We start from the raw sequence: 15,570 nt of genomic DNA on the forward strand, positions 1-15,570 counted from the left end.
GGAGCGGGAAGAGGGCGGGGCCCGGAGGAGGTGTCCTCCGGGCCCCGCCCCTTCGGTACCGGGGGCCGGGAATCAGAGCGTCACCGTCTTGAAGGCCAACTGCCCGGCCGTCGTGTAGTACGGCCGGATCTCCACCCTGGTGGACGCGGCGGGGCTCTGCACACGGCGGCCGCTCCACGGGAGCCGCCGGCCGGTGTGGGGCGCGCCCGCCTCGGCGGGCCGGTCGCGCTCCCGCACGGGACGCGGGTAGCGGAAGACCCTGTGCGGCTCCAGAACGTCGGTGACGAGCTTGCCGACCCGGGCGGGGCCGCCTTGCGAGGGCCGCACCCAGACGTCCCAGACCTCCTCGTCACCGTGTTCGGCGACGAGGACGTCGAGCGGGACCTCACAGCGAAAGCGCGTCCCCTGCGCCCATACGACGGGGAAGGACAGCACCCGTCGCCCGTCGCCCCGGTGGACCGCCGTGACGAGGTCGTCCGTGGTGACGGCCCCGCCTCCCCACAATTCGCCCTCCACCAGGACGTCGTGCGCGCGTGTCTCGATCCGGCGGACCTCGGCGTGCTCCGCCCGCACCCGGCTGCGCACCCGGAGCCTGCCGTCCTTCTCCCGGTACGGCAGCAGCACCTCCAGGCCCTCCGCGTCCGCCTCCCAGTCCGGGGCGACGAGGCCCCCCGAGTCGCAGTGCCCGGCGCGCAGCGGCTTCTCGCGGCCTTCCGCCGAGGCCGCCACGAGTTCCCAGACCCCTTCGGCGAGCGTGCCGCGGCGCGGGACGACCGCCGTGCCCCCCGCGAAGGGGATCGTGACGGTCTCCTCCTTGCCGCGCACGTCACGGCAGAGCAGCGACAGCCCGTCCGCGCCCCCCTGCGAGCGGAGGTCCACCCGGACGTCGCCGTCGGCGAGGACGGTGACGTCGGCCGTGCCGGGCAGTTCCCGGACGGCGGCGGCCTCGGACAGGATCTCCCCGAACCGCTCGGCGCTCGGCTCCGGACCGAACCTCTCCGAGGTCAGCCTGGCCTGCCGGGCCATCTCGACGCGCCGGCCGTCGTCCTCGATCAGGGCCGTGATCGAAGCAGCCAGGGCCTCGGTGTCCCCCAGGGGCACGAGGAGGCCGTCCGTTCCGTGGGTGAGGATGTTGCGCGGCCCGTGGTCGCAGTCCATGCTGACCACCGGCAGCCCCCGGGTCATCGCCTCCACCGTCACGTTCCCGAACGGCTCGCGCAGCGACGGCAGTACGAAGATGGACCCCTTGGCGAACTCGGCGGTCACCGGAAACGCCGGGCCCATCAGGTGGACGTGGTTGTAGAGCCCCTTCTCCTGGATCCTGCGGTGCATGGCCGCCTCCTCGGGACCGCTGCCGTAGATCCGCAGCCGCCAGTCGGGGTGGCGTGCCACCACGGTCGCGAAGGCGTCGATCAGGCCGTGGAAGTTCTTGTGCTCCTTGAAGACGCCGGCGGTCACGACCACCTTGTTCCTGCCGTCGGACTGCCGGCCCCCTGGGTCCGGGATGCAGTTCGGCATGACGTGGATCCGGGCACGGACGTCCGGGACCAGACCGCCGAGCCGCTCCCGCTCCTCGGGCGAGAGCACGGTGATCGCGTCGAGCCTCGGGTAGGACTCCTCGAACAGGACCCGGCGCAGGGGGGCCTCGTAGATCCCGGGCATCGAATGCTCCTGGGCGACCTTCAGGTACCGGCCCGGCGCCTTGGCCAGCAGCGTGGTGATGCGCGGATTGGAACTGATCACCACGTCGGCGTCCGTGCCGGCGAGGTAGGAGAAGAGCCGCTTCTCCGCGAGCCGGCTGACCACGGGCTTCTTCTCGCTCTGCGGGTACGGGTAGCGCACCGGGAACTCGTGCGCCAGCGGATCGTCGCCGTCGTACACGGGCGAATGCACCCGCAGATCGGTGAGGGCGCGGACGGTCACCCGGGGGTCGAGCGCGAAGTGCGACTCGTCGCGGACCTTGCGCAGGGCCACGATCTCCACGTCATGCCGGTCGGCGAGTGCCCCCGCGAGGTTCTGGGTGGCACTGACCACGCCCCCCATGTGGCACAGGTCACGAACCAGGAATGCGATGTTCACCGGCGAGGGCCTTCCTTCGGCATGGTGTCTTCCGGGTACCGCTCCGTCACCGGCGGTACACCTGCTTTGATCCACGTCGGAACGGAAAAGTTGCCTGGTGCACCCGTCACGTTTGAGACACGCTCGAAAGCCCTTCACCAAGGCGTCATCGCCCGTTGTCCCGCCCGGAAGAACCCGAGCACCTCGACGCGATGTCAGATGATCGTGTTCGGGACAGGACCCCCGGCGGGCCCGGTGGACGGGGAGCGCGCTCGCCGATCGCTCTGGCGGTCGGGTTCGCCGTGGTCGTCAGCAGCCTCCTGGCCGCTCCGACCGCCTCCGCGGCGACGCCGTTGGCGGAGCTGGACGCGTCCGTCCACCGGGACTTCCGGCTGAAGACACGGACGCCGTGACGGTCTGCCTCAGCTCGCTCAGCCTCGACCGCTCGGGGACGGACGCCCCGGTGTCGGGCGAGTACCGCGGGGAGAAGGCGGGCGGGCGCGTCGTCCGGTGGCCGTTGGACCGCACCGTGGCACTTCCCAGGGCGATGGGCGGGAGCCGGATCGGCACCGTCCGGGCCGAGGCCGCCCACACCACTCCCGTGGGGTCGGTGCAGGGGGTCGCCACGGACGGCGAGCGCTCCTGCCTGGGCGGACAGTGCCCGGAAGGCTGGAACGACGTCCCGGCCAACGGCAACCTGGCCTGCGGCTGCACCCACCACGCCGAGCCCGGCCGGGCGCCCCACGCCCTCACCACGGCCCCCCGCATGACGCAGGACCTGTCCTGGGCGCCCCGGCGGGGCCGTCCGTGGGGGCTGAACGAGAGGATCGACACCAGGCAGGGAGACCGCGTGGTCTTCTCCGTGGACGTCTGCCCCAGGGAGCTCAAGGACGACGGGCGGTCCGGGCACGCTCGCCCGGACCGCCCGCTCGTTCCTCAGAACGGCTCGAAACCGTCGAACTCCTGCTGCGCCTCGTCCCGTTCGGCCTGCCGGTCGCGGCGGCGCTGGGCGGCCGGACGGGGCGCCTCGAACCGGTGGTCCTCACCGCGCCGGCCGAGCATCTCCGCACCGGCCGTGACGGAGGGCTCCCAGTCGAAGACGACCGCGTTCTCCTCGGGCCCGATGGCGACGCCGTCGCCGGACCGGGCACCGGCCTTCATCAGCTCCCCCTCGACACCGAGGCGGCCCAGCCGGTCGGCGAGGTAGCCGACGGCCTCGTCGTTGTTGAAGTCCGTCTGACGGACCCAGCGTTCGGGCTTGTCGCCGCGCACGCGGAACAGCGGTTCCCCGCCGACCTCCTCGCGGGTGACGGTGAAGCCCGCGTCGTCCACGGCCTTGGGCCGGATGACGATGCGCGTCGCCTCCTCCTTCGGCTTGGCGGCCCGCGCCCGCGCCACCAGCTCGGCCAGGGCGAAGGACAGCTCCCCCAGCCCGATGTGGGCGACGGCCGACACCTCGAAGACGCGGTAGCCGCGCGCCTGGAGGTCCGGACGCACCAGCTCGGCCAGGTCCTTGCCGTCGGGGACGTCGATCTTGTTCAGGACGACGATCCGCGGCCGGTCGTCCAGGCCGCCGTACTGGCGCAGCTCCTCCTCGATGGCGTCGAGGTCGGAGAGGGGGTCGCGGTCGGACTCCAGCGTGGCGGTGTCCAGCACGTGCACCAGCACGCTGCACCGCTCGACGTGCCGCAGGAACTCCAGGCCCAGCCCCTTGCCCCGGCTGGCGCCCGGGATCAGCCCCGGCACGTCGGCGACGGTGTAGACGGTCGAACCGGCGGTGACCACGCCGAGGTTCGGCACGAGCGTGGTGAAGGGGTAGTCGGCGATCTTCGGCCTGGCGGCGCTGAGCACGGAGATGAGGGAGGACTTGCCGGCGCTCGGGTACCCCACCAGCGCCACGTCCGCGACGGTCTTGAGCTCCAGGACGATGTCCCGCAGGTCCCCCGGCTCACCGAGCAGCGCGAACCCGGGCGCCTTGCGCCGCGCCGAGGCGAGGGCGGCGTTCCCGAGCCCGCCGCGCCCGCCCTGGGCCGCGACGTACGAGGTCCCGTGCCCGACGAGGTCGGCGAGCACGTTGCCCGCCTTGTCGAGCACGACGGTCCCGTCCGGCACGGGCAGGACCAGGTCCTGCCCGTCCTTGCCGGCGCGGTGGCCGCCCTCGCCGGGCTTGCCGTTGGTGGCCTTGCGGTGCGGCGAGTGGTGGTAGTCGAGCAGGGTCGTCACGGACTGGTCGACGGTGAGGATCACGTCCCCGCCGCGCCCGCCGTTCCCGCCGTCGGGCCCGCCGAGCGGCTTGAACTTCTCACGGTGGACGGAGGCGCAGCCGTGGCCTCCGTTACCCGCGGCGACGTGCAGCTCGACGCGGTCCACGAAGGTGGTCATGGGGATTGCCTCCAAAGGCGGTGGGACGTACGCGCGTACGCGCTTCTTGTACTTCTGGTGCTTCTTGGGTCAACACGCGAAAGGCGGACCCGCCTTCCCGACCGGGAAGTGGGGTCCGCCTCGCGAAACGTACGGTCGAAAGCCCGGATCAGGCGACCGGGACGATGTTCACGACCTTGCGGCCGCGGCTGGTGCCGAACTCCACCGCACCGGCCTGCAGCGCGAACAGCGTGTCGTCGCCGCCGCGGCCGACGCCCGCGCCCGGGTGGAAGTGGGTGCCGCGCTGGCGGACCAGGATCTCACCCGCGCTCACGACCTGACCGCCGAAGCGCTTCACGCCGAGCCGCTGGGCGTTCGAGTCGCGACCGTTCCGGGTGGACGATGCGCCCTTCTTGTGTGCCATCTCTCCTCAGTCCCTTACTTCGCAGCCGTGGGGATCTCAGTGACCTTGATCGCCGTGTACTGCTGGCGGTGGCCCTGACGACGGCGGTAGCCGGTCTTGTTCTTGTAGCGCAGAATGTCGATCTTCTGGCCCTTGTGGTGGTCCACGACCTCGGCCTGGACCTTGATGCCGGCCAGCACCCACGGGTCGCTGGTCACGGAGTCGCCGTCGACGACGAGCAGGGTCGAGAGCTCGACCGTGTCGCCGACCTTGGCGGTGGAAATCTTGTCAACCTCGACGATGTCGCCGACAGCAACCTTGTGCTGGCGACCACCGCTGCGCACGATGGCGTACACGCGGATCTCACTCTCTCGCTCGAAGAACGGCACCCCCGCAGGCCAGCCGCCCTGCACACACGCGGACGACCTCTCCCGGTCGCGGCCCGCGTCCGGGAGGAAGAGGTTTACGGGGATGTGGCGGTCCAGATGGACACGCCGACGGTCAAGACTACGGGGCCGGGCCCAGAAGGGTCAAACCGGCCCCTGGTCGGCCGGCGACCGGCGCGGCGTGGTCCGCGTAGGCGCCCCTGATCCGCGCCGGCGACGGGTCCGGGTGCTCCAGGACCGTGGAGCGGCCCGGCCGGGTCCCCGGGGCGAACTCCGCCGCCCGGACGAACTCCTCGGCGTCGGACCCGCTCTCCTCCACCGGCACCGGGAGCCCGTGCCGGCGGGGCGCCCCGGCCATCAGCCGGGAGCCGTCGTGGTCGCCCCGCACCTGCGTGGCGACCGCCGCGCCGCCGGCCGGGACCCCGTCGCGCCGGAAGCCCCGGCCGGCTCCCGGCGGCCGGTCTCGCGGGGCGGTTGCGGATCCCGCTCCGGGGTGCGGGGACGCGGACGCCGTCCGGCGCCGGCCGTGGGCGCGAGGCCGGTCACCACTGGTCCCTCCCCGACGTCCCCCGGGGCCGGCCGAGCCCGGACGCGCCGTCCCGGCGGCGGCCCTCCCCCGACGAGCGCGGCCACGCACGGTGGACCGGGCCTTCGGAAAAAAGGGTGTGGTCCTGTCCCCGCGGGGACAGGACCACACCCTCGGACGGCTGCTCAGTCCTCCTCGGTCACCGCCGTGACCGAGGACGGCGGCTGCTGGTCCGCCGCCGCGGTCTTCTTGGCCGCGGTCTTCTTCGTGGCGGCCTTCTTCGCCGTGGCCTTCTCCGCCGTGGCCTTCTTGGCCGGAGCCTTCTTGGCCGTGGTCCTGGCCGCGGTCTTCTTCGCGGTCGTCTCGGCGGCGGCCGTCTCGGCGGCGGCCGTCTCGGCGGTCTTCGCCGTCTTCTTGGCCGCCGTCTTCTTGGCGGCGGTCTTCTTGGCCGCCGTCTTCTTCGTGGCGGCCTTCTTCGCCGTGGCCTTCTTGGCCGCCGCGCGGGCGGTCTTCTTGGCCGGAGCCGCCTCGGCGGCCGCTTCCTCACCGTCCTGCGCGGACTCCTGGGCGTCCTGGGCGGGCTCCCCCGCGGGCGCCGTCCCGTCCGCCGGGACCGTCTCCTCCGCCGGAGCGGACGGGACGACCACGACGGCCGCCTCCTCGGACGCGGTGGCCGTGGTGGGCTTGCGCACCGCGCGGCGGCGCGGGCGGGCCGGGGCCGCGGCCTCGGCGGGGGCCTCGGCCGGGACGGCCGGGGTCTCCTCCTCCGCCCGCGGCTCGGGCGTCCCGGCGGCCGGGACCTCGGTCTCCCGGGTCTCGGTCACCGTCACCACCGCGGCCTGCGCCCCCTGCGGCGAACCGGTCGGCGCGGACACCCTGCGGGTCGCGCGACGCCGCGTACGGCCCTGCGGGGCGGCCTCCTCGGGGGCCGGGGCCCCGGTCTCCCGGCCCCCGGTCCCCGGCTCGGGAACCACCGCGTCCTCGACGGCCGCGGGCTCGGCCAGCGCCTCGGCGGCCGACTCCGGCTGCACCGGACGCGCGGCCTCCTGCTCCGCCGTCACGTCCTGGGCGGTCGGCACCTCGGCCGGGGCCTCCTCGGTCCCGGACCGCCGCGCCCCGGCCGCCTCACGCTTCGGCGCACCGGCCGGGGCCGACGCCCGCCGGCTCGACCGGCGGCGCGTCCGTCCGCGGGTGGCCGCGGCCTCCGCCTCGGCGACGCTGCTGTACAGCTCCTCGTCCGGCGTGATCTCCGGTGCCGGCAGGGCGACCGGTTCGGCGGCCTCGGCGGCGATCTCGGCCTCCGACTCCGCCTCCTGCTCGGCCGTCTCGGCGCTCGCGACGGCCTCGTGCTCGTGCGGCTGGTCCGCCGCGCCGGCACGCGCCCGCTTGCGGCGCTTGCCACCGCCACCGGCGGCGGCGGGCTGGTCCAGGTGGACGATGACACCGCGCCCGTTGCAGTGGACGCAGGTCTCCGAGAACGACTCCAGCAGGCCCTGGCCGACCCGCTTGCGGGTCATCTGGACCAGGCCCAGCGACGTCACCTCGGCGACCTGGTGCTTCGTGCGGTCGCGGCCCAGGCACTCCAGCAGGCGCCGCAGCACCAGGTCCCGGTTGGACTCCAGGACCATGTCGATGAAGTCGATGACGATGATGCCGCCGAGGTCGCGCAGCCGCAGCTGGCGCACGATCTCCTCGGCCGCCTCCAGGTTGTTCCTGGTGACCGTCTCCTCGAGGTTGCCGCCCTGACCGGTGAACTTGCCGGTGTTGACGTCGATGACGACCATCGCCTCGGTCCGGTCGATGACCAGCGAACCGCCGCTGGGCAGCCAGACCTTGCGGTCCAGCGCCTTGGCGAGCTGCTCGTCGATCCGGTACGTGGCGAAGACGTCGACCTCGCTGGTCCACTTCTGCAGCCGGTCGGCGAGGTCCGGCGCGACGTGGGAGACGTAGCCGTGGATGGTCTGCCAGGCGTCCTGGCCGCTGACGACGACCTTGGAGAAGTCCTCGTTGAAGATGTCCCGCACGACCCGGACGGTCATGTCCGGCTCGCCGTACAGCAGCGTCGGCGCGTTGCCGTTCTTGGACTTCTTCTGGATGTCCTCCCACTGCGCCTGCAGCCGCTCGACGTCCCGGCGCAGCTCCTCCTCGCTGGCCCCCTCGGCGGCGGTGCGCACGATGACGCCCGCGTCCTCGGGGACGATCCTCTTGAGGATGGTCTTCAGCCGGGCCCGCTCGGTGTCGGGCAGCTTGCGGCTGATGCCGGTCATCGAGCCCTCGGGGACGTACACGAGGTAGCGGCCCGGGAGGGAGACCTGGCTGGTGAGGCGGGCGCCCTTGTGCCCGATCGGGTCCTTGGTGACCTGGACCAGGACCGACTGGCCCGACTTCAGCGCGGACTCGATGCGGCGCGGGCCGTTCGCCATGCCCAGCGCCTCGAAGTTGACCTCGCCCGCGTAGAGCACGGCGTTGCGGCCCTTGCCGATGTCGATGAAGGCGGCCTCCATCGACGGCAGCACGTTCTGCACCTTGCCGAGGTAGACGTTGCCGACGTACGAGGTCGCCTGCTCCTTGTTGACGTAGTGCTCGACGAGCACCCCGTCCTCCAGGACGCCGATCTGCGTGCGGTCGCCGTGCTGGCGGACCACCATCACGCGCTCGACGGCCTCGCGGCGGGCCAGGAACTCGGCCTCGGTGATGATCGGCACCCGGCGGCGACCCTGCTCGCGGCCCTCGCGGCGGCGCTGCTTCTTCGCCTCCAGACGCGTGGAGCCCTTGATGGACTGCACCTCGTCGGACGGCTCGGCCGCCTTGCGCGGCTCGCGGACCTTGACGACGGTGCGCTCGGGGTCGTCGGAGGCGGGCTCGGCCTCGGCGGCGCCGTCACCGGCCCGGCGGCGACGGCGGCGGCGGCGACGGCTGCTGCTGGAGCCCGTCCCGGTGTCCGGGCCCTCCTGGCCCCGGGACTGCTCGGCGTCCTCCGCGTCCTCCGCGGCCTCGGCTTCCTCCGCGTCCTCGGCGGTCTGCTCCGCGGTGTCCTCGGCGTCCTGGGCGGCCTGCTCGGCGAAGACCGGGTCGCCCTCGGCGTCGTCGTCCGCGGACTCGCCGTCCTCGGCGTCGCTCTCGGCGGACTCGCCGCGCCTGCGGCGGCGGCCACCGCGGCGACGGCGCCGGCGCGAACCGGAGCCCTCGCCCTCGTCCTGGTCCTGGTCCTCGCCCTCGCCCTGGTCCTCGGCCGGCTCGTCGGCCTCCTCCGCCCCGTCCTCGGGGCGGGCGGCGGGTGCGGCCCCGGCGGCCGGCGCGGCCTCCGTCTCGTCGCCCGCGCTCCGGCGCCGCCGGCGGCGCGAGGCGGCGGGCCGCTCCTCGGCCCACTCCTCGCTCTCCTCGGGCTCCACCGGCCCGGCCGCCTCGGCGGCCGCCTCGGCGGCGGCCCGCTCCGGGGTCTGGAACCGGGGCTCGGTGAACACGGGCGGCTGGAACACGGCGACGGCCGGACGCACCGGACGCCGCGGAGCGGTCTCGTCCGCGGCCTCGGCGGCCCCGGCGCTGCGCGCCGGCTCCGCGAACCCGGCGGCGGCCTTGCGGGCCACCCGGCGGCGACGCCGCGGAGCGGCGGCCTCCGGGGCGTCCACGGCCTCCTCGGGCGCGGTCCGCGCGGGCCCGGCCGCCACGGCGGCGGGTGCCCCGGTGCTCTTGGCGGGGGCGGCTGCGGGCTCGGCCGCCGGGGCCTCGTCGGCGGAGGCGGCGGAGGCGGCAGTCCGTGCGGACTCGCCCGCGTCGCCCTCCGCCCCGGCGGGCGCGGCGGCACGGCGTGAGACGCGGCGCCGGGTCCGGCGCGGCGCGGTGTCCTCGGCGGCCCCGGTGTCCTCGGCGGCCGCGGGTGCCTCGGAGGTTTCGGCGGTGGTCTCCTCGGCCCCGGACGTCTGCGCGGACGGCTCCGGCTCCGGCGTCCCGGCGCTCTGCGCGCCGTCGTCGGCGGTCGCCGTCGGCGAGGTCGTCCCGCGCGTCGCGCGGCGGCGGGTGCGCCGGGGAGCGGCGTCCTCGGAGGTGCCGGAGGAGGCGGTCGCCTGCCCGGTGGCCTCGGCGGTCTCGGCGGTCTCGGGTTGGGCCGGGGCCGCGGTCGCCGGCACGACGGTCTCGGCGGTCTCCGCCGACGCCGGTGCCCCGGCGGGCGCGGAGGCGCGGCGGACGACACGGCGGCGCCGCGGTGCGGCGGTCGCGGACGTCTCGGGGGCCTCTTCCCGGGCCCTCTCCCCGGCTCCGGCGCTCTCCTGCGCCACGGGCCCGGCCGCCCCGGAGGATGCCGGGGACTCGGCGGACCCCGCGGCCGGTATGGCCGGCGTGACGGTCTCGGCCGCCGCGGCGGGCGGACCGGCCGGGCGGGACGCGGCACGGCGCCGCCGGCGCGGCGGCAGGGTGTCGCTGGGGGTGTTCGGTTCGGAGCCCTCGGTGGGCTCGATCGGTTCGAGCATGCGGGCGTATCTCCCGTCAGGCTCCCGGGCGCCGCACCCGGTCCGGCGATGCCGGTGACGTCCGCGGCCCGCGCGATGCGCGGTGGCCGCCGTCCGGGGCGCGGGCGCCGCACGGGAGCTCTCTGTGTCCTGTCTCGCCGGTTCCGTACACCGAATGCGCACGGCCTGGCGAAAGTCTTCTGGTCGGTGCGCTGCCCGACCCAGGTGGCTCCCGAGTCCGAGGGCGGCGCTACGACGTCCGTCCCTACGCGGGACCTTCCTTACGCCGGCGCCGTCGCGGCGGCAGTGGCGGCGGCCGGATGCGGCTCGGTCGCTGCTGCCTCGCGGTCGGGCGCGAGCGGGTCGGTCACCGTGCCGGTCTCTTCATCGAACAGCCCCTGCGCCAGCCTGGTCACCGCTGCGGGGACCGGCGGCGCCAGGTCGGCCACGGCGGTGAGACCGGACAGGACGTCGTCGGGTCGTACGGCAGGCGTCACGTGCCGAACAACCAGCCGCAGTATCGCACAGGGCCGGTCGCTCGGCCTATCAGCCGGCGAGGAGTGCGTTTCCACCGCGTCCAGGCCGGCCACCGCGGAGCGGGCGTCGAAGGTGCGGACGCCGTTCTTGGTCAGGCGCTGGACCTCGACGGACCCGGCCGCGTTGAAGGCGTCCACCGCGCGGCGGGCGTCCTCGGGGGCGACCCCGTCCAGCCGCAGCTCCCACACGGAGGCCGTGAGCCGGTCGGCGAGCCCCGGCGTACGGGCCTCGACCGCCTCGACGATGTCGAGCCCGGCGGGCAGCGACGCGTCGAGGAGGGCCCGGAGCCGCTCGGGGTCCCGCGGCTCGGTGAGCGCGATCTCCAGGTACTCGGCCTCGCTGCCCGTGCCGGTGGGTGCGGCATTGGCGTACGACACCTTCGGGTGCGGTGTGAACCCCGCCGAGTACGCCATCGGCACCTCGGCGCGGCGCAGGGCACGCTCGAAGGCGCGCTGGAAGTCGCGGTGGCTGGTGAACCGGAGGCGGCCGCGCTTGGTGTAGCGCAGTCGGATGCGCTGCACCGCGGGTGCGGGCGGCGGGCCTTCGGGCTGTCGCTTGCCCAGTGGATCTTCTCCTCGTTGCAGGGGGGCGCGGGTGCGCCTCCCCATCCAGCGTACGACCGTGCGACGGCGTCCCGGCGGTCCGGTCCCGGTCGGGCACCGCGCCGGAACGGTCGTCGTACCACCCAGGGTACGTGCAAGGCGGGCCGCCGGTTCCCGCGCGGAGGCGGACGGCCGCGGCCGGCGCACCGGCGCGGTGCCTGCCCCGACGCCGAGTCCCGTGCCGACGCCCGCCGTTCACCGCTTCGTGAGCAGGTCCGTCCCCTCCCGCGCGCACCCCGGCCGAGCGCGGCGCACACGGCGCCCACCGCCCCGAGCGCCCGCACGGCCGCGTGCCCGACGGGCGTCAAGGCGCGCGTACACCCACACCAGGGCGTGGCCGACGGGGGTCGGCACACGGCGGTGCAGCCCCGCGGCGGGAAGGACGAACGACACCGTCCCGAGCCGGGCCGACAGCGTGCCGGGCGGCACGAGGACGTACCGCCACGGGCCCGTGGACGGCCGCACGAGCACCGCCCGCCCGATCCGCAGCGACGCCCGCCCGAGCGGCCGGAGCGCGGTGCCGTTCAGGAACCGCCCGGCGACGGCGAGCGCGTCCCACGCCATCCGCACCGGTACGACCAGGACGAGCACCACGATCCGCACGGGCACGCGGACCGCCACGACCAGGCACCCCTCGCCCCGGGGCGCGTCCCCCCGCGCCGCGGGGGCCTGCTTCTGCAGGTCCATGACCGCGCGGACGCCGCAGCGGTCCGTCCGGATCCCGCGTCCGGGGAATCACGCGCCTCGTACGCCGAACGCCGGCCGGCGCGACGCATTCCGCGGACGCGCACCGGGAATTCCCCACCGCCCCCGCCCGGCCTGGGAGGAATCCTTTTTCCGGGAGCCGGGGCCCCTGCTCGACCGGGCTTGCATAAAATAATTTTCCCTGACGGCTGTTCACTCATTCGCCGCGCATCCAAGTGAAAAGCCCCGCCGTTATTCGCTACATGACGAAGGCAAGCACGTCCGGGCCACTCGCGCCCGAGGGGGGGCCGAGCGGCCCGACTTCTGCCCGCGGGCCGTCCGTGGGCTCCCACCTCCGCACCTCGGCCCCGGCGCACCCCCCGCCCGGGGCCGAGGGCGCGCTCGGCGCGAAGGGCGTCCCTGCCGCACCGCACGCCAGCGGGCCGATCCCGACGGGCCGCCCGCCCTGTTCCAGCAGGTGGAGTCCGACCCGGCCGGCCTGCGGGCCGGACCGGCCGGCGCCCCGTTTCGCACGCCGGCCCGACGGACCCGCCCTGACATGAACGACGAACGCTTCGACCACCTCTGGTACGGCCCCGGCTTCCCGGCCCAGAACGAGGGAGCGGGCACCGGCCGGCACCGGGCCTCGACCGTCTACGAAGAACCCCTGGAAACACCGGTTCCCCCCTGGGACCCCGCCGAGGAACTCGCCTACCTGCTCCAGGAAGCCCGCGGCGAGGCATACGGCGGCGCCGTGCCGCCCCCCGGCGACGAGGCGTCGGTCACCGCTCCCCCCGCCGGCAGTCCTCTGGGCAACCTGCAGGAGATCACCGCCGAACTGCCGCCCCTGCGCACCACCCCGCGCGGCCACCGCAGGCTCACCCGGCGCAGACGCCGGGACGCCGTGCGGCTCGCCGGCTACGTCATCGCCGCCCTGGTCGCGGCCACCGTGTCGATGGTGAGCGTCTTCAGCGGCGTGGTCACCTACGAACCGCTGCTCCTCGTCACCACGGCGCACAGCAGTGGCAGTTCGGCGGCCTGGTGGCCGGTGCTCGTGTACGGCCCCTGGCTGGCGGGGTCCCTGTCCGTCCTCCGCGCGGCACTGCACCGACGACGCGCCCTGCACTCCTGGTTCGTCGTCCTGCTGTTCTCGTCCGTCGCGGTCCTGCTCTGCGTCGCCCAGGCGCCGCGCACGATCACCGACACCGCCGCCGCCGCGCTGCCGGGAGTCGCCGCACTCACGTGCTTCCAGCAGCTCGTCCGCCAGATCACCCTGACCCGACCGCCCCGCCGGGCCGCCCCGCGCCACCGGCAGCAGCCCTCCGCCCCCCGCCCCGCCTCCGGTGGCCGGGAGGAGCGGTTCGGGACCCCGGCCCCCTCCTACCGCCGCGACGTGCCGTCCGGGCGGCGCACCCCGTAGGCCCCGCCTCCGCCGCCGACGGGCCGTCGGCGGCGGGACCTCTCCCAGCGGCCCCCGCCGACGGCGGGGGCCGCTTCCTCGACGGCCGGGGCGGCGGCTCCCGCCGGTCGGGAGCCGCCCGCGGGGCGCGAGCGGCTACTTGTTCACCACGGTGAGGGGCAGCAGCTTCTTCCCGGTCGGACCCACCTGGATGTTCGTGTCCATGGCGGGGCACACCCCGCAGTCGAAGCACGGCGTCCAGCGGCAGTCCTCGACCTCCGTCTCGTCGAGGGCGTCCTGCCAGTCCTCCCAGAGCCAGTCCTTGTCCAGGCCGGAGTCGAGGTGGTCCCAGGGCAGGACCTCCTCGTAGGTGCGCTCGCGGGTGGTGTACCAGTCGACGTCGACGCCGAAGGGGGCCAGCGCCTTGTCCGCGCAGTTCATCCAGCGGTCGTAGGAGAAGTGCTCGCGCCAGCCGTCGAAGCGGCCGCCGTCCTCGTAGACCGCGCGGATGACCGCGCCGATGCGGCGGTCGCCGCGGGAGAGCAGGCCCTCGACGATGCCGGGCTTGCCGTCGTGGTAGCGGAAGCCGATGGAGCGGCCGTACTTCTTGTCGCCGCGGATCTTGTCCCGGAGCTTGGCCAGGCGCTCGTCCGTCTCCTCGGCGGAGAGCTGCGGGGCCCACTGGAAGGGGGTGTGCGGCTTGGGGACGAAGCCGCCGATGGAGACCGTGCAGCGGATGTCGTGGGAGCCGGAGACCTCGCGGCCCTTGGCGATCACGCGGGTGGCCATGTCGGCGATCTGGAGGACGTCGTCGTCGGTCTCGGTGGGCAGGCCGCACATGAAGTACAGCTTCACCTGGCGCCAGCCGTTGCCGTAGGCCGTGGCGACGGTCCGGATGAGGTCGTCCTCGGAGACCATCTTGTTGATGACCTTGCGGATGCGCTCCGAGCCGCCCTCCGGCGCGAAGGTCAGGCCCGAGCGGCGGCCGTTGCGGGTCAGCTCGTTCGCCAGGTCGATGTTGAAGGCGTCGACGCGGGTCGAGGGGAGCGAGAGGCCGATCTTGTCGTCCTCGTAGCGGTCGGCGAGGCCCTTGGCGATGTCGCCGATCTCCGAGTGGTCGGCGCTCGACAGGGACAGCAGGCCGACCTCCTCGAAGCCGGTGGCCTTCAGGCCCTTGTCGACCATCTCGCCGATGCCGGTGATCGAGCGCTCGCGGACGGGGCGGGTGATCATTCCGGCCTGGCAGAAGCGGCAGCCCCGGGTGCAGCCGCGGAAGATCTCCACCGACATGCGCTCGTGGACCGTCTCGGCGAGCGGGACGAGGGGCTGCTTGGGGTAGGGCCACTCGTCGAGGTCCATCACCGTGTGCTTGGAGACGCGCCACGGGACGCCCGACCGGTTCGGTACGACGCGGGCGATGCGGCCGTCGGGGAGGTACTCGACGTCGTAGAAGCCGGGGACGTACACCCCGCCGGTCTTCGCCAGGCGCAGGAGGAGCTCCTCGCGGCCGCCGGGGCGGCCCTCCTGCTTCCAGGCGCGGATGATCCGGGTGACCTCGAGGACGGCCTGCTCGCCGTCGCCGATGACCGCGCAGTCGATGAAGTCGGCGATCGGCTCGGGGTTGAACGCGGCGTGGCCGCCGGCCATGACGATCGGGTCGTCCAGCGTCCGGTCCCTGGCCTCCAGGGGGATGCCGGCCAGGTCCAGGGCGGTGAGCATGTTGGTGTAGCCGAGCTCGGTGGAGAAGCTCAGGCCGAACACGTCGAAGGCCTTCACCGGGCGGTGGCTGTCGACCGTGAACTGCGGGACGCGGTGCTCCCGCATCAGCGCCTCGAGGTCCGGCCAGACGCTGTAGGTGCGCTCGGCGAGGACGCCGTCCTGTTCGTTGAGGACCTCGTAGAGGATCATGACGCCCTGGTTGGGCAGTCCGACCTCGTAGGCGTCGGGGTACATGAGCGCCCAGCGGACGTCGCAGCTGTCCCACGGCTTGACCGTGGAGTTGAGCTCTCCGCCGACGTACTGGATCGGCTTCTGCACATGCGGGAGCAGAGCTTCGAGCTGCGGGAACACAGACTCGGCGGCTTCGGCAGGCATCTCGCGAACCTTCGTGTGCTGACTGGGGGTCCCCCGGCCGGAGGAGGCCGCGGGGGCGGGTGACCATTCAGC

Annotated in this window: 10 protein-coding genes; 1 reads left to right on the forward strand and 9 read right to left on the reverse strand. The window is 74.3% G+C overall.

All coding sequences use genetic code 11. The features are described from left to right. Window positions 1-72: 72 nt before the first annotated feature. From ACZ56B_RS20530 to ACZ56B_RS20565, 8 genes are all read right to left on the reverse strand, one after another. A complete protein-coding gene (locus tag ACZ56B_RS20530) occupies window positions 73-2,079 on the reverse strand; it encodes a glycosyltransferase (protein WP_468792155.1) in 2,007 nt (668 codons plus the stop codon). 915 nt (window positions 2,080-2,994) lie between these two features. Further along, window positions 2,995-4,440, reverse strand: a complete 1,446-nt coding sequence (gene obgE, locus ACZ56B_RS20535; protein WP_468792158.1) for a GTPase ObgE — start codon at window positions 4,438-4,440, stop codon at window positions 2,995-2,997. A gap of 148 nt (window positions 4,441-4,588) precedes the next feature. Next, window positions 4,589-4,843, reverse strand: coding sequence for a 50S ribosomal protein L27 (rpmA, locus tag ACZ56B_RS20540; protein WP_004988181.1), 255 nt, complete (start codon window positions 4,841-4,843; stop codon window positions 4,589-4,591). Between the two features lie 14 nt (window positions 4,844-4,857). Then, window positions 4,858-5,178, reverse strand: a complete 321-nt coding sequence (gene rplU, locus ACZ56B_RS20545; protein WP_004001309.1) for a 50S ribosomal protein L21 — start codon at window positions 5,176-5,178, stop codon at window positions 4,858-4,860. 151 nt (window positions 5,179-5,329) lie between these two features. Continuing rightward, window positions 5,330-5,596, reverse strand: a complete 267-nt coding sequence (locus tag ACZ56B_RS20550) for a hypothetical protein (RefSeq protein ID WP_468792161.1) — start codon at window positions 5,594-5,596, stop codon at window positions 5,330-5,332. Window positions 5,597-5,919: 323 nt separating this feature from the next. Further along, window positions 5,920-10,203 carry an Rne/Rng family ribonuclease gene (locus ACZ56B_RS20555; RefSeq protein ID WP_468792164.1) on the reverse strand — a complete coding sequence of 1,428 codons (4,284 nt, stop codon included), beginning with the start codon at window positions 10,201-10,203 and terminating at the stop codon, window positions 5,920-5,922. 260 nt (window positions 10,204-10,463) lie between these two features. Beyond that, the gene (locus ACZ56B_RS20560; RefSeq protein WP_468792167.1) at window positions 10,464-11,240 is read right to left on the reverse strand and encodes a TIGR03936 family radical SAM-associated protein; all 777 of its coding nucleotides are present in this window, start codon (window positions 11,238-11,240) and stop codon (window positions 10,464-10,466) included. Window positions 11,241-11,516: 276 nt separating this feature from the next. Then, on the reverse strand, window positions 11,517-12,008 hold the full coding sequence (locus ACZ56B_RS20565; protein ID WP_468792170.1) for a hypothetical protein: 492 nt from the start codon (window positions 12,006-12,008) through the stop codon (window positions 11,517-11,519). 556 nt (window positions 12,009-12,564) lie between these two features. Between ACZ56B_RS20565 and ACZ56B_RS20570 the strand changes: the two genes are divergently transcribed. Beyond that, the gene (locus ACZ56B_RS20570; protein WP_468792173.1) at window positions 12,565-13,425 is read left to right on the forward strand and encodes a DUF2637 domain-containing protein; all 861 of its coding nucleotides are present in this window, start codon (window positions 12,565-12,567) and stop codon (window positions 13,423-13,425) included. A 135-nt stretch (window positions 13,426-13,560) separates the two neighbouring features. Here ACZ56B_RS20570 and ACZ56B_RS20575 read toward each other — a convergent pair whose 3' ends face one another. Further along, window positions 13,561-15,498, reverse strand: coding sequence for a TIGR03960 family B12-binding radical SAM protein (locus tag ACZ56B_RS20575; RefSeq protein WP_468792176.1), 1,938 nt, complete (start codon window positions 15,496-15,498; stop codon window positions 13,561-13,563). Window positions 15,499-15,570: the final 72 nt, after the last annotated feature.

Source organism: Streptomyces sp. NPDC034670, from assembly GCF_055574875.1.